A 16,566-nucleotide genomic window follows, 5' to 3' on the forward strand; every position below is an offset into this window, starting at 1 on the left:
CCTGTCGATGAGCACCCGTGCATTGATCATCCTGGACGGTATCGGCCTGCGCGAAGCGCATGAGGCCAATGCCCTGGCCGCAGCCTGCACACCAAATCTGGATGCGCTTCTGGCGCACTACCCCAATAGCCGGATCGAAACCAGCGGCCTGGCTGTCGGGCTGCCCGGCGGCCAAATGGGCAATTCCGAGGTCGGGCACATGAACCTCGGTGCCGGGCGGGTGGTGTATCAGAGCCTGACGCGGATCGACAGGTCGATTGCCGATGGCGGGTTCGCGCGCAACGCGGCGCTTGTAGAGCTGGTTACGCAAGCCCGACAACGCGGCGGCGCCATCCACGTGATGGGCCTGCTGTCGCCCGGCGGCGTGCACAGCCATATCGACCAGATCCTCGCTACCTGCAAAATTCTGGTGGGGCTAGGGGTCAAGCGTTTCTATGTGCATGCCTACCTTGATGGCAGAGACACACCGCCCAAGTGCGCAGCGCAATCAATCCAGGCGTTGGAATCGGTACTGGCTGAACTGGGGTATGGACGCATTGCCTCGGTGGTGGGTCGCTACTACGCGCTTGATCGGGACAACCGATGGCCGCGAGTGGAACAAGCCTATCGCGCCATGATGCAGGGCCAGGCCGACTTCCAGGCCGCCACTGCCAGTGATGCATTGGCCCAGGCCTACGCCCGGGGAGAAAGCGACGAATTTGTGAGTGCGACCATCATCGATGAGCCGGTGCCGGTGCAGCCGGATGATGCCCTGCTGTTCATGAACTTCCGTCCTGACCGTGCCCGGCAGCTGTGCCAAGCCCTGGTAGCGCCCGACTTCAATGGCTTCGAGCGGCAGTGGGTGTTACCCGCCGCCCAGTTGCTGACACTTACCCGATATGCCGAAGACCTGCCCTGCCCATGTGCATTCGCACCCGAGCGCATTGACAACAGCCTTGGCGAGTACATCGCCGCGCTGGGCAAGCAACAATTGCGGATCGCCGAGACAGAAAAATATGCCCATGTGACGTTCTTCTTCAACGGCGGGCGTGAGCAACCCTTCCCTGGGGAAGAACGCATCCTCATCCCCTCGCCTGCGGTAGCGTCGTATGACCTGCAGCCGCAGATGAGTGCTCCTGAGCTGACCCGGCGGCTGGTCGAGGCAATCGAAAGCGAGCGCTTTGACCTGGTGGTTTGCAATTACGCCAACGGCGACATGGTCGGCCATACAGGCTCTTTCGACGCGGCGGTCAAAGCCGTAGAGGCACTCGATGGCTGCCTGGCGCAGGTGGTGGAGGCGATTCTCAAGGTCAATGGCCAGTGCCTGATTACCGCTGACCACGGCAATGTGGAACAAATGACAGATCCCGGTACGGGTCAGGCCCATACCTCACATACGCTGAACCCTGTGCCGCTGATTCTGGTCGGCCGAGATCTCTCTTATACAGACTTGAAGGATGGGCGCCTGTGCGATATCGCTCCCACCCTCCTGCAGATGATGAACCTTCCACAACCTGAACAGATGGAGGGACGTTCTCTGCTCACAGACTGATCGGTCTACAGGGACCATCAGGTCATGGATGGAATGGAGTGGTTTGGTCACCCTGCCATCCCATCGATGACATGCTTCACGGTAAAGCTACTGCGCATCTTTGAGGCGGCACCCAAGCGGGACCGCCTCTTTTTCTCTGCCCGGACCTCCGGGCTTCGACATTGACAGGTATACGAAATGGAATGGCTCACCAGCCCAGAAATCTGGGTCGCCTTCTTCACACTGACAGCCCTGGAGATCGTCCTGGGCATCGACAACATCATCATGATCGCGATTCTGGTCGGACGCATGCCACCGCAAATGCGCGCTCGTACGCGCTTCTTTGGTTTGGCACTGGCAATGGTCACCCGTATTCTGCTGCTGTTGTCGATCACCTGGATCATGGGGCTGACCCGCGAACTGTTCCAGGTCTTTGGCCAGGGCATATCGGGTCGCGACCTGATTCTGTTCTTCGGTGGCTTGTTCTTGCTGTACAAGAGCAGCACGGAAATGTTCCAGAGCCTGGAGGGTGAAGAGGAACAAGGCCCCGAGTCCGCTGGCGTTGGTCGCGGGTTCATCGGCACGATCATTCAGATCGCAATCATTGACATCGTCTTTTCTCTGGACTCGGTCATTACTGCCGTGGGCATGGTATCGAATGTACCGGTCATGGTGGCGGCGATCATCGTCGCGGTGTTGGTGATGATGCTGGCCGCAGGGACCATCAGCGGGTTCATCGAGCGCCACCCGAGCCTCAAGATGCTGGCATTGTCTTTCCTGGTCGTCGTAGGTACGGTCCTGATCGCGGAGTCCTTCGATGTGCATGTTCCCAAAGGGTATGTGTACTTCGCCATGGCATTCTCGCTGGCCGTGGAGGCGCTGAACATCCGCATGCGGACCAGCCGAGCCAAGGTCAAAGCGGAAACGGAGTCAGGTGAGCTGGTCGAAACCGAGTAAGTCAGGTAACGCCCTGATGTAGGTATTTGTCTTAAAAAGGGCTGCTGCGCAGCCCTTTTTATTGCCCTGCTGCCTCTTGGTCTTCAATGTCTGCTTCCGACCCAGGCTGTGTGAAAACGCAGTAAATACATCGAAAACTCAGAGTCGAGCTGACTGCCTGTGGAATCAGCACGCGAGAGCGCGAATAGCCTCACCCAGCGAAAAAGACGTTTGCAGCGCTATATGGGCCGCGTCAGCGGCCCATATAGCTGTTTGCGGGCCAGCAAACAGCGGGGTTTACGCCCTGATCGCCTCAAGTAACCCTGCGATGCCGAAGATGCTCATCATTCGTTTGAGGTTGTACGCGAGCACATGAAGGCTCATTTCGGTGCTTACCCTCGGCAGGGTTTTGGTCAGGAAGTGGGTACTTCCCATCCAGAATTTGAGCGTGCCAAAGGGATGCTCCACCGTCTGCCGGCGAACCTTCATCTTCCCCGGATCATGCTCCAATCGAATCTGCACTCCTTCGACTACGGCTTCATGCTCCCAGCGCTTTAATCGCCGCTCTTTACCGGTCGTACACTGCTTCTGCATCGAGCAGCTCTGGCATCCTGAAAACCAGTAGCAAGTGCAGTAGCATGCCGTCTTCCACTGAGGAATGCCGGCGCGTCAGCAACTGACCCGCAGGGCATCGATATTCGTCCGAAGCAGCCATGTAGATGAAGTCCTGCTTGCCGAATCGGCCTTCCGCTTTGCTGCTCGATGTCAGTGGTTTAGGTACAAAGGTGGTGATGCCAGCTTGCTCGCAAGCAAGGATTTCCGGGCCTTTGTAATAGCCTCTATCAGCAACCACCGTCAGCGCCTCAGCACCGATTTCTTCCCGTGCCTGGTTAGCCATATTGCTCAGTTGCCCGCGATCATTACCAACGTTGGTCACCTCATGGGCAATGATCAGATGGTGTTTGTCGTCGACTGCTGTTTGTACGTTGTACCCAACTGTGCCGGAGCCTCGGCCGCTTGTGGCCATTGAGCGGGCATCTGGATCGGTAAGTGAGATTTGCTGATCGGGACTGGCCTGAAGCTGCGCCTCGATGTCCTTGAGTTTTTGCATCTGCTGTTTCAGTTTTTCGACTTTGTCTTTCAACCGCTCAGTCTTGGCCTCGGCCACTTCCGGCGCTGCCCGATCCGCTGAATCCATTGCCGCTAGATAGCGGTCGATGCTCTGCTCGATCTGCCGCATGCGCGCCTTCACTTTGCCTTGAGTGAAATTGCGGTCGCGGTTATTCACGGCTTTGAATTTGCTGCCGTCGATGGCGATGATCGATTGGGAGAAGAGATTGAGGTTGCGGCAAAGTACAACGAACTGCCGGCAGACACTGCGAATGGCTTTACCATTGTCTCGGCGAAAGTCGGCAATCGTTTTGAAGTCAGGCGCCAATCGGCCTGTCAGCCACATTAGCTCGACATTACGCTCGGCCTCACGCTCAAGCCGGCGGCTGGACTGAATTCGGTTGAGATAGCCGTAGATGTAGATTTTTAGCAGCACTGCTGGATGGTAAGCCGGACGACCCGTTGCCGCAGGATCGACACCCTCGAACCCGAGTGTTCCAAGATCGAGTTCATCGACAAAAACGTCGACTACCCGAACTGGGTTTTCTTCGGTGATGTAGTCGTCCAGGCACTCCGGCAGCAACGTGACTTGCGTCCGAGACTCACCTTCAATGAATCGCTTCATGATCGTCCCCGCCGCGATCTCGACGATCAGAAGGTTAGACAATCGCAGGCGTTTTCACACAGCCTGGACCCATCGCTGTCGTTGGACTCACCAGCATTTTGTGGCAGCGGGCTTGCCCGCGAACGCTGGCACCGCGATGGATGGCAATGGCTGTGCCGGTGTTCGCGGGCAAGCCCGCTCCCACAGAGTCAGCATTTCGCTTGCAGATGACAGCTTGTGGCGAACGTCAGCTCGGTGTCTGCTGCGGGTCGATAGCGGTGATTCGTGGGGACCGCTTCACACTGCGATAGGTAGCTCAAGCCCTACGTTCCCTATGACAAAGAGGCTACGATCTGCCGGCCGAGCAAGCATCTGAGCTCTACGCCAACCATGCAAAACACAATCAGCGCATTGAATGCGCTGATTGATAGAGGCCACGTTTGATCAGTTTGACGCGCGGCTGCCGTACTCGGGTATTCAGCCAGCACTCCATGGGAAGAGCCCAAAGGCCATGGCCACGAACATGATCACCATGCACAAGGCAAATGCCCACTTGAGCGTGTACTTCTGATGATCGCTGAACTCCACGCCCGCCAAACCGCAAAGCAGGTAGGTCGAAGCCACCAATGGGCTGAGCAAGTGGATCGGCTGCCCCACCAACGACGCCCGGCCGATTTCAGCATGGCTGATACCGTACACCTCGGCCGCCTTGGCCAGTACCGGCAGCACACCGTAGTAGAAGGCATCGTTGGACATGAAGAATGTTCCCGGGATACTCGCCAGCGCAGTGATCGGCGCCATGTAGGGTCCCCAGGTTTCCGGCAGCAGCCCAAGGAAGCTCTTGGACATCGCATCGACCATGCCTGTACCTGAGAGGATCCCAGCGAGGATACCGGCGGCGAGGAAGATCGCGATCTGATTCAGTGCGGTCGGCGCATGGGTCGAGATCCGTCGGCGCTGGTCCTGCATGTGTGGGTAATTAATCACCAGCGCAATGGAGAACGCAACCATGAACAGAATGGCCAGCGGCAGGATCTCCAGGACTAGGCCGGCCATCAAGGCGATGGTCAAACCGGCGTTGAGCCAGAACAGCTTGGGCCGACGCAGTTCGGCGTTTTCCTCCGACATCGCCGGCGTTGCCTCGTTGTCGGCATCTTCGAACACGGTGGCCGCAGCGCCCAGCGATTGCGGCAGACGCCCCAGGCGCTGGCGCTCACGCGTACCGATGAACCAGGCCAGCAACAGCACACCAAGGAAGCTGATGATCATGGTCGGAATCATCGGCACGAACAGCTCCGACGTCTCTACCTGCAGCGCCGCAGCAGCACGCGCCAGCGGCCCGCCCCAAGGCAGCAGGTTGGTGACGCTGGCAGCCAGGATCACGACGCAGGTCAGCGCCAGCGGGTCCAAACGCATCCGCTTGAAAAGCGGGAGCATGGCCGTAACCGTGATCATATAGGTGGTCGAACCGTCGCCGTCCAAGGACACCAGCCCGGCCAGCAGGGCAGCGAACACCACGGCCTTCATCGGGTCCCCGCCGATCAGCTTTATGAACTTCTTGATGATGGGGTCGAACAGACCGGTGTCGAACATCACACCAAAGTACAGAATTGCGAACATGACCATGATGGCGGTCGGCGCTACCTTGCGCAGACCTTCGATCATCATGTCACCCATGTCGGGACCAAAGCCGCCGAGCAACGCGAAGATGATTGGTACCGTGGTCATTGCCACTAGCGGTGACAAGCGCTTGGTCATGATCAAGGCCATGAAGGTCACGATCATGCCGTATCCAAGAAATGACAGCATTTGTATCACCTTGACTTAAAATACAATTATTTTTATGGGTCAGCGCCACATCTGGCGCATCAAGGTTGCAGACGGCGAACCGTCAGCTCATGTGCAGGCCGCCATTGATCGAGAAATCCGCGCCATTGGCATAACCGGACTCCTCCGAAGCCAGCCAGCCGCAGATGGATGCGATCTCTTCGGCAGTGCCGAGCCGGCGGGCAGGAATATCATGGATCAGCCGGTCCATCATGGCGGTGCTGGTGACCGATTTCAGCTTGGCCGTAGCAATGAAACCTGGCGAGACGGTATTGACCGTCACCCCGCGTGAGCCGACCTCGCGAGCCAACGCCCGGGTGAAGCCGCGGATGGCCGACTTGGCAGTGGAATAGTTGACTTGGCCAACCTGGCCGAGCTGGGCATTGACCGAAGAGATGTTGATCACCCTCCCCCAGCCACGCGCGACCATGTCATCGATGACTTGTTTGGTCACGTTGAACAGCGAATTGAGGTTGGTATCGATGACCGTGGCCCAGTCGCCTGGCTGCATATCACGGAACACGACATTGCAGGCAGTGCCGGCATTGTTGACCAGCACATCGATCGGCCCGATTTCTTTTTTGATGCGGTTGAAGGTGACCTGGCAGGAATCCCAGTCAGCCACATTGCCTTCGGAAGCGATGAAGTCGAAGCCTTTACGCTTCTGCTCGGCGAGCCAGTCCTCTTTGTGCGGCGAGGCAGGACCACAGCCAACCACGACGGTGAACCCGTCCCGGTGGAGCCGCTGGCAAATAGCAGTACCCAGGCCACCCATGCCGGCAGTGACGTATGCGATGCGTTTGGACATGAACGATACCCCTCTTGTGTTTTTGTAGGGAGCAGCAACAGCTGGTGAACGGACGGCCCTGATATTGGACTTCATGACGAAGTAATACAATCATGAGCAGATGACAACCTTCTCGATAAAGCACAACAGGTTGCCTCTTGGTACCAAGGTCGAGCAGAAGCCACTCTGCATCTGCATTTATAGAAATGCAAGTGCAATTTTCGCCCTGACTGGGTTTTGCTATTCGCTAGCCGTGGGTTACCCCCTTCGTAATTCGCGGCGATAAGATATAGTGAGCATCGCTTCCGAAAGCCCCATGCTCTAGCTGGACCTAATACATTGACGACCCTGACCTCTCCTATTCGCAAGGACCTTGCGAATCAGCTTGCACCCAAGATCCTCGACATGGCCCGAGCTCGCTCGATGCGAGCCGGCGATCCCCTGCGGGAGGAAGCGTTTGCCAAGGAACTGGGGGTTTCCCGCTCCCCCATCCGCAGGGGCTTTGCCTTGCTTGAAGAGCTCGGGATCGCGGTAAAGGAACCCAATCGAGGGTTTTTCCTCACCTGCGACGCGCGCAGCGTCGACACCGGAAAATTGCCTCTGGAAATCGACCCTTTCGAAGATTTTTACCTGCGCGTGGTGGATGATGTCCTCGCGGGCGACATTGGCGCCTCCTTTTTCGAAGCCGAGTTGATGCGCAAATATGCGGTGCCCCGCGGGCAAATCATCAAGGTACTGAATCGCCTGGCGCATGAAGGCATGGTCGAGCGTAACCCTGGGCAAGGCTGGAGTACCAATGCGTTTTTGCACGACTCCGAAGCGCATATCCAAAGCTACCGTTTTCGCATGGCCGTGGAGCCGGCGGCCTTGCTCGAGCCAGGCTATGTGGTGGACACGGCCGCGTTTGCCAAGGCGCGGAAGGTGCAGGAGTCCTTGCTTGCTGGAGAAATTTTCACCTTATCGCGCTCGCAATTGTTTCATATCGGTGCGCAACTGCATGAGCTGATCGTGCGGTGCTCGGGCAACCCGTTCTTCCTGGAGTCGATCCGTAGGCAGAATCAGTTACGCCGCTTTATGGCGTACAAAGCGAACGTCGACAGACCGAGGTTGATTCAACAGTGTCACGAGCACATCGAGCTACTGGACTTGATCGAGTCCGGGCAGAGGGAGCAGGCCGCGCAATTCCTGCGCTCGCACCTTGATCATGTGAGCCGTCTGAAGGCGGCACATGAGGCCAAGGCATCGAAATGAAACGCGCGACCGCTTCCGTTATCGGTTAGAACTCGGTGGTAACGCGCATTTCGAAGCGGCGCGGTTCCCCCACAAGCACGCGCATGCTGCCGTCAACCGCTGACGACGGGTAATACGTGCGGTCAAAGACGTTGCGCACACCGAACGCCACAGAAGTATCCACGCCAGCCATCTTCGGCAGGTCTACTTTCATCGAAAGATCGGCAACTGTGTATGCTGGCAGGTCATACGTGTTGGCCGCATCGCCAGCGCGCTCACCGGAATAGCGTACCTGCCCGCCAAAGCCCCAACCCTTCAAGCCGAACATGGGTTCAGGCTGGTACCACAGCGACATAGAAGCAAGGTTGCGAGCAACGTTCTGCAAGCGATTGCCGACATTTTCCTCAATGTCCTCGGTAACCTCAGCATCAGTCCAGGCATACCTGGCTTATTCAGGCCCATACGCAATCGATACTTCCGCCCACAAGCTGACGCACACCATTTCCGTCAGCCTCCACCCCAATTGGGCCGGGCTGAACCAGGTGCGCAACTTCCGTGTGGAGGACGACAAGAGGCTCTACTTGAGCTTCGAGCGGCCACAGATGTCTCGCGGGGCGATGCGAACCGCCGATTTGGTATGGGAGCGTGCAACGCCAAACTGATAGGGGTTTAGGCCCCCGGAAGAGCGGCCATGCGTGTTTGTCATGGCCGCATCTCAAGTAGGCTCAGGAGGTCTCGAAGTAACTGTCGATCACCTCTTGTGCTGCTCGAAACGCTTCCTGAGCAGCAGGAACACCGGCATAAACCGCGCAGTGCAACAAAGTCTGGGCCACGAGACCTCACTGCCAGCCCCAATGATCCCGCCAGCCAATGGAACGCTTTCCACCAGCAAGCGCATCGTCACCGCTGAGGTATGCCAGCCGCTGGCTGCCAACCCTCCAAAGAACGTGTCTTTGGCTGACTCGGCGTCGGTGTGGAATGGCTGAGGGTGGAACTCAGCAGCAAACGCCAGGATGCGCTCTGCGCTCATCTCATACGAGTTGCTTGAAACTCAACGCGCCCACTCGCCGAACGGTGCGTGGGACTCAATGTAGCGGGCGGCCGATTGCATATCACGCCACCCGACATAGGCCATCAATGCCTCTGTGCTCCACTGATTGCGGCTAGCCCAGGTAGCGAAGCCACGACGCAGCGAATGCGCCGAATAGCCCTCGGCCTCGATCCCGCTGCGCAATAGCGCCCGGCGCAACAGACGCGACACGCTATTGGCGTTGAGCGGCTGCTCGCTGAGATGTCCCCAACGATCAATCCCGCGGAACAGCGGCCCCTGCTCGATGCCACTGAGCGTTAGCCACTGCTCGGTGGCCTGGACCGGACACAGGCGCTTCAGCGCCGGCATCGTCAGGTTGCCCGCGGTTGTCCCGGTCGGTCTTGCTGCTAGGAAGAAACAGCTGCATGCCCTCCCCCTCGTCTATGCGCACATGCTCGGCCTGCAGACGGCACAGCTCGTCGCCGCGAAAGGCGCGCCAGAAACCGAGCAGGATCAGCGCCTGGTCGCGGGCGGCGCGCAGTCGAAGTGCGGGTAGTGCACTATGCACGTCGGCGCTCAAGCCCTCGATGCTGGCCTCCAGCACCTGCAGCTGCAACGCCGGCGCCTGTTTCAACGGCTGCAGGTGCAGCGCCTGGATCCCGCGCAGGGTGTCGCGCACTTGGGCGGTCTTGGTCGGATCGACAAACCCGCGCTGCTGATGCCACTGGGCGAGTGCCGCCAGGTGCGTGCGCAGCGTGCTGGCCGACAGCTGGGCACCGAAGGCCGCCAGGTAGCGCACCACGCTGGCGCTCGACGCCGGCAGCAGCCCGCCCCACTCCCCTTCGAAGTGCTCGATGGCCTGGGCGTAGCGGCGCGCGGTGCTGGCCCGGCGTGCCGCCTGCTGATAGCGCTCCGCGTCGCTCACCTGACCTCCCGTGTACCGCGCTCAGGCACACAAATCCTCTAAAACGCCTATCAGGTTCGAGAATTCAGCATTCTCGAACGTCAGCTCGTCGGTCCAAAACATCCAGTGCATAGGTTAAACGTACCTGTACGCGCATACTGTTTGTACGGTACGAAATCGTCGGAGTCGGCCCATGGCTCGCGCAGGCATTAACAAGGCTTTGGTGCAACGGGCGCGGGATGCCCTGCTGGCCCGCTGCGATCACCCGAGCATCGAAGCGGTGCGGGTGGAACTGGGCAACACCGGCTCGAAAAGCACCATCCTCCGCTATCTCCAAGAGCTCCAGGCGGCCGAGCCATACCCACCGCCGGTCAGCCTGGATGACGAGCTACAGACCATTATCAGCAGTCTAGCCCAGCGCCTCGCTGCCGATGCCCAGGCATCCGTAGCAGCAGACCGCGCACGCCTACAGCGGCAGCAAGCAGCCTACGAGCAACAGCGGGCAATCGATCAGGCTCGCTTCGAGCAGTTGCAACTCGCCCATGACGCACTCGCTACAGAGCGGCGCGAAGCCCAGCAACGGGAAAACGCATTGCAGCAACAGGTACAGCAGCTTGAAGGTGCACGGCAACGTCTGCTCGCGGGCGAACTGCACGGTGCGCAACTCCTGGAGGAGCGTGCGCAATACATCCAATCACTGGAGACAAAGCACAATCAGGCACGTGAAGCCTTGGCCCATTACCGACAACAGCACTTAACGCAGCGCGAACAGGAGGTGCAACGCTATGACCAGCAAATGCAACAAACGCAACTGGAACTGCGCAACACGCACGAACAATTGCGGGCAAAGCAGGAGGAAGTAGCTCAGCTGTATCGCGAGCTGGAGCGTCTGACACAGGCACAACAAACCTGCATGCGTGAGAACCGCCAGCAAGCCCGCGCTCTCGAGCAAGGCGAATTGCTGATTCGACAGCAGAAGCAAGATAATCAGGCGTTGGACGCCGACCGCCAAGCACAAGCTGTGGAGTTGTCAATTGTCCGTGAGAAAGCTCGGCGCTACATGAAGGATCATCGCGAAGACCTCCGTACACTCAGAGCCCAAGCAAAGCTGATATCCCACCTACGTGACATGCTGGTCGTTGCAAATACTCCACCTTTTACAGAGGGTCAGCCAAAGTGATTGACTCTTCCAGCGGTCTTCATCAGGTACCACGGCGCGATGCAGGCTACCGAAAGCAACGCACATGAGCCTTAGCCTTGTGCTGCTTGACCGCCTCAGCCACTCGCCGCTTGTGGCTATCAAACAAAATTTTCGCAGAGTTATCACCGGGTACATGTAATGCGTGGTCGCGCTGGGCCTTGAGCGGCCACAGCAACTGTATGAGGGTAGTCGTGTGTAGATCCCAACCACGAATGTGACCCCGACTCTGCAGGCATACACCAAAACTTTCCATTTCCTGGCACTCTTTCACAAAAGCCGACAAGTCCGGTGGCCAACCGTCGATTGCGGCTAGCATGCTACGCCCGACTAAACCGTCGAGAAGATCGTACAAATCTTTCCGTACAAAACATGCCGGTTCCATCATGCACATCAATAAGAAGTAAGTGAAGAAGTGCTGCTGCAACCAAACCCGAGGAGCAGTCAGAACGTTCGCGTCCGATCCCAGTATGGCGAGTACGGCACCCAGGCTACGCCAGTCGGGGCAGCCGCATATACGGTGCATCACCGTTTCACATCGCTTAGGTTGCCCACCGCTGTACTCGTCGTACATCACCAGCGCGAGCGCATTTGTGGGACGGCGAAGGTCCCAGAGATCATGGAGTATCTGCCATAGCCGATCGTGAATAGTGTCGTATAACTCGGGTTCGGTAGCTTGCAACTCCAGCATTGCCCAATTTCGCAAAGGGCGTCCACGCAGAAACTTCCGCCATTTGTCGTTAGGTGCACCCTTGGGATCAAGCAGCTTGTGACGGGTAAGGTGATCGTGTCTGGTCGCACCGACGAGCCTTGGGCCCCGCTGGGCAATGGTTGGTCCAGCAATTGCTGGTGGGCGGTTCCACGCCCCAGTGACGGCCAATGCGAGCCCCCTCTTGGCAGCCAATGGGCGAGACTGGCTGGCCAATCAAGCGCCGGGGTAGAACGTTTATTGATCGTGGTCCGCTTCGACTACCTGCCAACTGTCATCCGGATCGAAACGTTTCATGCCTTGGGCCAACGCTTCGCCCTGGGGCCCCAGGTCCTTCTCGAACACCTGGCCGTCATGGCTGACCATGAAGCTCATCACCCCGGTGTCGTTGTACCTGGCCGGCCAGGCGACCATGGCGAAGCCACGGCTCATATGCTTGCCGATCAGGTAACTGTACGCACCACCCGGTGCCGAAGGGCCTTGGGCCTCGAGGATGCGGAAGTGGTAGCCGTACCAGTCATCACCGGGTGCATTCTGGCCGAACAGCGGGCCCAGCGGGCTGACCTGCCCGCCCGTTTCGTCCGCCCAGTACAAGCCGTCGCGCTTGCCGGGTGTGCTGAAAACCTGCCGGGCGTACTCCAGTGCGCCATCACCGTTATGGTCCTGCGTGGCGTAGTCCATCTGCGCATCGTGATAGGCAAGCAGCGACTGCACAGCGGCCAACTCGTCGCGGCCAATGCGCCGGGCACGAATCTCGGCACTGCCGGCCTTGAGGTCAAAGCGCCAGCCGCTGGCAGTTCGAGTGAGCGGAATGGGCAAGGTCCACTGCTCGCTGCCCACCGCCAGAATGGCCTGCCGGTCACCGTGCATCTGGATCTGGTGCTGCTGGTGGTACTGCTGCACGAACGCATCAACGTCGCTGCGCTGCACACCTTCGCGGGGGATGTAGGTGCGCCAGTCGTCACCGAGCAATTGCGTCAGGCGCGCCTGGTCTGCCTGCTCCACCCCCAGCGCCTCGACGAAGGCTGCGGCGGCCTTCTCTGGCGTGGGGAATGCCTGCTGCGCAGTGGCCAGGCATGACCAGGCGGCGCCAAGGGCAAACAGCCACAGGCCCAGCGACGACTTGCTTTGGCTCATGTTCATCGACGCCCCCCTCCACCACGGTGCATGGCCGCACTGGGCCGGGAGATGGTATGGCCCGCCGCACGCGATGCACTCGGCCGCTTGGCGAGCGCCTGGCTGGTGCGGCCACGGTTGGCCTGCGCCGCAGAGCGTGAGGGGGATCGCACGCCGTCGAACGCATTGTTCTTCGCCCTCCCAGCGCTATTGCCTGGTTTGTTGTGCAGCGCCTGGCGTGCCTGGCCGTTTGCCTGCCGGTGCTCCGCAGCACGGGGCCTGCTGGCCTGGGCTTCGCGAGCCCGGTCACGGGCTTCACGATTGCTGGTGGCCGGGCGTTCGATACCCGCCCGGTCCATCGAAGCACGGGCGCGATCGCGTGCCTGTGCACGCTGGGCATCGTCGCCACGGTAAGCCGCACGCTGGCTGGCACCGTCGAGCTGGCGGCCGAATTGCTGGCGGCTGCGGTTGTCACGGTACGGCACCCCATCGCGGTGCACGGCGTTGTGCTGCCAGGTGTTCTGGTTGTTGGCGATGCGGTTGTTGACGTTGATGTTGTTGTAACGATTGACGTCGATATCGATGTCGTTGCGCCCCCAGTCGCAATCGCCCCACAGCGAATTGACGATCGCAACGCCTGTGCCGAACGCAAGCCCGGCCAACAGCGCGCTGCCGGCGTAGTACAGCGGCGATGGCGGGTAATACACCGGCGGTGATGCGGGGTAGGCCCAGGTTCCGTAAGCGGTGGTCGGGTTGTAGGTGGGCACATACACCACCTGCGGGTCGGCCGGCTGGATGATGATGGTGCTGGAGGACGAACTGCTGGCCGGTGCCGCTTGCGAGCTGGGCGCGGCTGCCGGGGCAGCCTGCACCGTGACGTTCTGGTACTGGTTGCTCTGCAGGTTGCCTGCGGCCTTGGCCTGCTGGCGCAGACGCTGCACGGCACCCATCACATCATCAGGCTGGGCCAGAAACGCATCCCCAAGGCGCTGCACCCACACCGGGTCCTGCCCGAGAACCACCAGTACCTGCGGGAACGCCACCAATGCCTGGACACTCGGGTCCCAGGCCTGCGTCGCCACTTGTTTGACAGCCTCATCACCCTGAGCCTTGGGATTGGCCTTGGACCACGTCACTGCTTCGGCCACTTCACCGGGATAGGTGGCGGCCATCAGTACCTGTGCCAGCAGCGCGTCGGGATACAGCGCAATCGGCGCGAGCATCTGGTCCAGTTGCTCGGGGTTGAACACTGCCTGCTTGGCGGGTGCCGCCTCGGCGGCCGGTGCAGGCTCTTGCGCCTGGACCAGGCCTGGTTCACCACCCAGGCAAAGCAGAAGCGCCACGGCACATAACAATGGCATGCGCATCACAGTATCCCTCTGGCCCATACCGCGTGGAACTTAAGGTTAGCAAAGGCTGCCGTTCTCACACGGTGCTATCGATAGTCACTATCGAGAATGGCAATTTCTAATGATCGCGTCGGCTCAATAATCTTGCTCCATCGATTCGTCACACACCCATCTCCCGAATCCTGGAGCTTGCCGATGAACACTACGGCCCGCCTGCTGTTCGCCACCCTGTCCGCCGCTGCCATTGCCGTGCTCAGCGGTTGCGCCACCCACCCCGAACTGCGCCCCTACACCGCAGAAGAAACCCGCCAGCTGCAGCTCGAAGCCATCCAGCGCCAGGCACTCTCCCTGGATGAGTACGAGCTGCGCAAACGCGTGATCCTGCGCGCCGCCAGCGAACAGGTGGTGACCGAGGTGGCGGAGCCGGCCGGGGCGATAAAAGGTTGAATTGAAAGCCAGGCCATACGCTCACGTGCGGCCCCTGATCGACATCACCACCCGTTTGAAGCAGACCACGCTGTTTTCCCCGCCAGCCAACACGGGTATCCTGTGCCGCTCAAGCGCAAGCCTTCCAGGACGGTGACCATGACCAGGCCCCTTCTGTTGCTCAGTGCGGCCCTGCTGTTCAGCCCGGTGCTGCAAGCGCAGCAGATCCAACGCCAACTGGGCGATTTCGACTTCAAACTTGGCACCACGCCTTCACGCAGCATGGCCCAGGGGCTGATCTCGCCCAGCGCCAGCGGCGCCTTTCACGGTGGCCTGGACCTCAGCCACCCAAGCGGTTGGTACGTGGGCCAGTATGCGCCGAGCATGGGCGTGACGCCTGACTCCACACTGCGCCTAGACAGCTACCTGGGCTACAAGCACCACTTCGACAGCACACTGGGTTACGAAGTAGGCCTGATCCACTACAGCCAGCCGAACATCGCAGGGCCGGACAGCTATGCGTTGTATGGCGGTATTTCGGTCATGGGCAGCCGAATCGGCGGGGCCTGGCGTGACAACCCGGACAATCGCACCGGCACCCTGTTCGCCGATTTTGGCCAACTGCCGCTGTTCGACATCGACCTCACGGTCAAACTCGCCCATCACCGCCTGGGCACGCCCTTCACCATCGGCGACGGCAGCCAGGTCAATGCGTTCTCCGACTGGTCGCTGGAGCTGTCGCGCCCCTGGCTGGGCATCGACCTGAACCTGATCTACAGCAACTCCGACCTCAACGGCGGGGGCTGCGGTGCCTATGCCGGTATCAACACGTATTGCGAGAGCATGCTGACGTTCAAGGCTCAGCGCAGTTTCTTCTAGGGGGCCAGGGGCGGTTGCAGTGCGCTGCCTGCCCCTTCAGGCATCAAGGTGGCGATCAACGCCCTCACCGTCCCTGGCAACGCATCCAGCTCACGCACCAGAATGCTCCGCTCGCGCACGGCCCACGCTTCATCCAGTTCGATGGTGACCAGGTTCATGGTCTGGCTGTGCCGGACAGCCGCTGACTCGGGGATGATGCCAATCCCCACGCCCGCCTCCACCAGCCGGCATATGGCCTCGAAGCTCGACAGCTGGATACGCAGCGACAGATTCAGGCCCATGCGTTCGACATGGTCGCGCAGGAAGCTGAGCAAGGTGCTGCCGTCGTGCAGGCCGATATGCTGAAACGCCAGCGTCTGCTTCAGCGTGACCTGCCTGCTGGCAGCCAGCTCATGCCCTGCAGGCACGATCAGCACCAGCCGGTCGGTACTGAAGTGCAGCACCTGCAAACCGCTGGCTTCCACGGGGCCTGCGATGATGCCCATGTCGCTGCTGCCATCGAGCACACCGCGCACGATATCCCGCGACAGGCGCTCCTGCAGGTCCACGGTCACGCCGGGACGTTTGGCGAGAAAGCCCGCCAGCACTTCGGGCAGAAACTCGGTCACTGCGGTGGTGTTGGCAAAGATGCGGATATGCCCGGCCGAATCGGTGCCGAACTGGGCGAACTCGGCTTTCAGGTAGTCCACTTGGCGCATGATCAAACGCGCATGCATGAGCAGTTTTTGCCCGGCCGGGGTCAGTTCGACACCCCGGCTGTCGCGGTACAGCAGACGCGTGTCGAGCTGCGCCTCCAGGGCCTTGACGCGCGCACTTGCAGCTGCCGGTGAGAGGAATGCGCGCCGCGCGCCTTGGGTCAGGCTCGGTGACTCGCCGATATGAATGAACAGCCTCAGGTCTGCCAGATCAAAATGCATGGGCCTATCCGAATGTGGAGCAGGCGTTCAGCAT

Annotated in this window: 15 protein-coding genes and 4 pseudogenes; 7 read left to right on the forward strand and 12 right to left on the reverse strand. The window is 59.9% G+C overall.

What is annotated here, in order from left to right; all coding sequences use genetic code 11:
• Window positions 1-7 precede the first annotated feature (7 nt).
• Both gpmI and ACMGF5_RS24145 read left to right on the forward strand, forming a co-directional pair.
• Window positions 8-1,531 (forward strand): 2,3-bisphosphoglycerate-independent phosphoglycerate mutase, encoded by a 1,524-nt coding sequence (gene gpmI, locus ACMGF5_RS24140; RefSeq protein ID WP_414157344.1) that lies wholly within the window; start codon window positions 8-10, stop codon window positions 1,529-1,531.
• A gap of 177 nt (window positions 1,532-1,708) precedes the next feature.
• Window positions 1,709-2,467, forward strand: coding sequence for a TerC family protein (locus tag ACMGF5_RS24145; RefSeq protein WP_414157345.1), 759 nt, complete (start codon window positions 1,709-1,711; stop codon window positions 2,465-2,467).
• Between the two features lie 276 nt (window positions 2,468-2,743).
• Here ACMGF5_RS24145 and ACMGF5_RS24150 read toward each other — a convergent pair.
• From ACMGF5_RS24150 to phbB, 3 genes and pseudogenes are all read right to left on the reverse strand, one after another.
• A pseudogene (locus tag ACMGF5_RS24150) lies at window positions 2,744-4,181 on the reverse strand (IS1182 family transposase).
• A 456-nt stretch (window positions 4,182-4,637) separates the two neighbouring features.
• Window positions 4,638-5,969 carry a CitMHS family transporter gene (locus ACMGF5_RS24155; protein ID WP_414157346.1) on the reverse strand — a complete coding sequence of 444 codons (1,332 nt, stop codon included), beginning with the start codon at window positions 5,967-5,969 and terminating at the stop codon, window positions 4,638-4,640.
• 82 nt (window positions 5,970-6,051) lie between these two features.
• On the reverse strand, window positions 6,052-6,795 hold the full coding sequence (phbB, locus tag ACMGF5_RS24160; protein WP_414157347.1) for an acetoacetyl-CoA reductase: 744 nt from the start codon (window positions 6,793-6,795) through the stop codon (window positions 6,052-6,054).
• A gap of 327 nt (window positions 6,796-7,122) precedes the next feature.
• Between phbB and ACMGF5_RS24165 the strand changes: the two genes are divergently transcribed.
• Window positions 7,123-8,025: a GntR family transcriptional regulator gene (locus ACMGF5_RS24165; protein ID WP_414157878.1), complete on the forward strand. Its 903-nt coding sequence runs from the start codon at window positions 7,123-7,125 to the stop codon at window positions 8,023-8,025.
• A gap of 25 nt (window positions 8,026-8,050) precedes the next feature.
• On the opposite strand, the pseudogene ACMGF5_RS24170 reads toward ACMGF5_RS24165, so the two are convergent.
• Window positions 8,051-8,437: pseudogene (locus ACMGF5_RS24170) on the reverse strand (TonB-dependent receptor domain-containing protein); the annotation flags it as partial.
• Between ACMGF5_RS24170 and ACMGF5_RS24175 the strand changes: the two are divergent.
• Window positions 8,412-8,666, forward strand: coding sequence for a lipocalin-like domain-containing protein (locus ACMGF5_RS24175; RefSeq protein ID WP_414157348.1), 255 nt, complete (start codon window positions 8,412-8,414; stop codon window positions 8,664-8,666). The pseudogene ACMGF5_RS24170 and the gene ACMGF5_RS24175 sit on opposite strands and share 26 nt — an antisense overlap.
• 63 nt (window positions 8,667-8,729) lie before the next feature.
• On the opposite strand, the pseudogene ACMGF5_RS24180 reads toward ACMGF5_RS24175, so the two are convergent.
• From ACMGF5_RS24180 to ACMGF5_RS24195, 4 genes and pseudogenes are all read right to left on the reverse strand, one after another.
• Window positions 8,730-8,837, reverse strand: a pseudogene (locus tag ACMGF5_RS24180) (4-carboxymuconolactone decarboxylase); the annotation flags it as partial.
• A pseudogene (locus ACMGF5_RS24185) lies at window positions 8,828-9,049 on the reverse strand (MaoC/PaaZ C-terminal domain-containing protein); the annotation flags it as partial. The pseudogenes ACMGF5_RS24180 and ACMGF5_RS24185, both read right to left, overlap by 10 nt.
• A gap of 6 nt (window positions 9,050-9,055) precedes the next feature.
• The gene (locus ACMGF5_RS24190) at window positions 9,056-9,403 is read right to left on the reverse strand and encodes a tyrosine-type recombinase/integrase (protein ID WP_414157349.1); all 348 of its coding nucleotides are present in this window, start codon (window positions 9,401-9,403) and stop codon (window positions 9,056-9,058) included.
• Entirely contained in the window at window positions 9,309-9,959 is a 651-nt protein-coding gene (locus ACMGF5_RS24195; RefSeq protein ID WP_414157350.1) for a hypothetical protein, read from the reverse strand. Before ACMGF5_RS24195 ends, ACMGF5_RS24190 begins: the two co-directional genes overlap by 95 nt.
• Window positions 9,960-10,131: 172 nt before the next feature.
• On the opposite strand from ACMGF5_RS24195, the gene ACMGF5_RS24200 reads away from it, so the two are divergent.
• Entirely contained in the window at window positions 10,132-11,118 is a 987-nt protein-coding gene (locus tag ACMGF5_RS24200) for a DNA-binding protein (RefSeq protein WP_414157351.1), read from the forward strand.
• Window positions 11,119-11,164: 46 nt separating this feature from the next.
• Here ACMGF5_RS24200 and ACMGF5_RS24205 read toward each other — a convergent pair whose 3' ends face one another.
• From ACMGF5_RS24205 to ACMGF5_RS24215, 3 genes are all read right to left on the reverse strand, one after another.
• Window positions 11,165-11,827 carry a hypothetical protein gene (locus tag ACMGF5_RS24205; protein WP_414157352.1) on the reverse strand — a complete coding sequence of 221 codons (663 nt, stop codon included), beginning with the start codon at window positions 11,825-11,827 and terminating at the stop codon, window positions 11,165-11,167.
• A gap of 255 nt (window positions 11,828-12,082) precedes the next feature.
• Window positions 12,083-12,988: a DUF2950 domain-containing protein gene (locus ACMGF5_RS24210; RefSeq protein WP_080952098.1), complete on the reverse strand. Its 906-nt coding sequence runs from the start codon at window positions 12,986-12,988 to the stop codon at window positions 12,083-12,085.
• Window positions 12,985-14,328 carry a DUF3300 domain-containing protein gene (locus ACMGF5_RS24215; protein ID WP_119687250.1) on the reverse strand — a complete coding sequence of 448 codons (1,344 nt, stop codon included), beginning with the start codon at window positions 14,326-14,328 and terminating at the stop codon, window positions 12,985-12,987. Before ACMGF5_RS24215 ends, ACMGF5_RS24210 begins: the two co-directional genes overlap by 4 nt.
• A 177-nt stretch (window positions 14,329-14,505) precedes the next feature.
• Here ACMGF5_RS24215 and ACMGF5_RS24220 point away from each other — a divergent pair, with 177 nt between their 5' ends.
• On the forward strand, window positions 14,506-14,757 hold the full coding sequence (locus ACMGF5_RS24220) for a hypothetical protein (protein ID WP_012314889.1): 252 nt from the start codon (window positions 14,506-14,508) through the stop codon (window positions 14,755-14,757).
• 138 nt (window positions 14,758-14,895) lie between these two features.
• Window positions 14,896-15,615: a TorF family putative porin gene (locus tag ACMGF5_RS24225; protein ID WP_012314890.1), complete on the forward strand. Its 720-nt coding sequence runs from the start codon at window positions 14,896-14,898 to the stop codon at window positions 15,613-15,615.
• Here the strand turns inward: ACMGF5_RS24225 and ACMGF5_RS24230 are convergent.
• Entirely contained in the window at window positions 15,612-16,532 is a 921-nt protein-coding gene (locus ACMGF5_RS24230; protein WP_119687251.1) for a LysR family transcriptional regulator, read from the reverse strand. The two genes, ACMGF5_RS24225 and ACMGF5_RS24230, sit on opposite strands and share 4 nt — an antisense overlap.
• Window positions 16,533-16,566 lie beyond the last annotated feature (34 nt).

The sequence above is a fragment of the Pseudomonas sp. BNK-15 genome (assembly GCF_047456105.1).
GTDB classification, from domain to species: domain Bacteria; phylum Pseudomonadota; class Gammaproteobacteria; order Pseudomonadales; family Pseudomonadaceae; genus Aquipseudomonas; species Aquipseudomonas putida_E.

Excerpts from the sequence above, each read along its gene's own strand:
- gpmI (WP_414157344.1), top strand. The coding sequence starts at position 8 with ATGAGCACCCGTGCATTGATCATCCTGGACGGTATCGGCCTGCGCGAA.
- ACMGF5_RS24145 (WP_414157345.1), top strand. The coding sequence starts at position 1,709 with ATGGAATGGCTCACCAGCCCAGAAATCTGGGTCGCCTTCTTCACACTG.
- ACMGF5_RS24155 (WP_414157346.1), bottom strand. The coding sequence starts at position 5,969 with ATGCTGTCATTTCTTGGATACGGCATGATCGTGACCTTCATGGCCTTG.
- phbB (WP_414157347.1), bottom strand. The coding sequence starts at position 6,795 with ATGTCCAAACGCATCGCATACGTCACTGCCGGCATGGGTGGCCTGGGT.
- ACMGF5_RS24175 (WP_414157348.1), top strand. The coding sequence starts at position 8,412 with ATGTCCTCGGTAACCTCAGCATCAGTCCAGGCATACCTGGCTTATTCA.
- ACMGF5_RS24190 (WP_414157349.1), bottom strand. The coding sequence starts at position 9,403 with ATGCCGGCGCTGAAGCGCCTGTGTCCGGTCCAGGCCACCGAGCAGTGG.
- ACMGF5_RS24200 (WP_414157351.1), top strand. The coding sequence starts at position 10,132 with ATGGCTCGCGCAGGCATTAACAAGGCTTTGGTGCAACGGGCGCGGGAT.
- ACMGF5_RS24205 (WP_414157352.1), bottom strand. The coding sequence starts at position 11,827 with ATGCTGGAGTTGCAAGCTACCGAACCCGAGTTATACGACACTATTCAC.
- ACMGF5_RS24210 (WP_080952098.1), bottom strand. The coding sequence starts at position 12,988 with ATGAACATGAGCCAAAGCAAGTCGTCGCTGGGCCTGTGGCTGTTTGCC.
- ACMGF5_RS24215 (WP_119687250.1), bottom strand. The coding sequence starts at position 14,328 with ATGCGCATGCCATTGTTATGTGCCGTGGCGCTTCTGCTTTGCCTGGGT.
- ACMGF5_RS24220 (WP_012314889.1), top strand. The coding sequence starts at position 14,506 with ATGAACACTACGGCCCGCCTGCTGTTCGCCACCCTGTCCGCCGCTGCC.
- ACMGF5_RS24225 (WP_012314890.1), top strand. The coding sequence starts at position 14,896 with ATGACCAGGCCCCTTCTGTTGCTCAGTGCGGCCCTGCTGTTCAGCCCG.
- ACMGF5_RS24230 (WP_119687251.1), bottom strand. The coding sequence starts at position 16,532 with ATGCATTTTGATCTGGCAGACCTGAGGCTGTTCATTCATATCGGCGAG.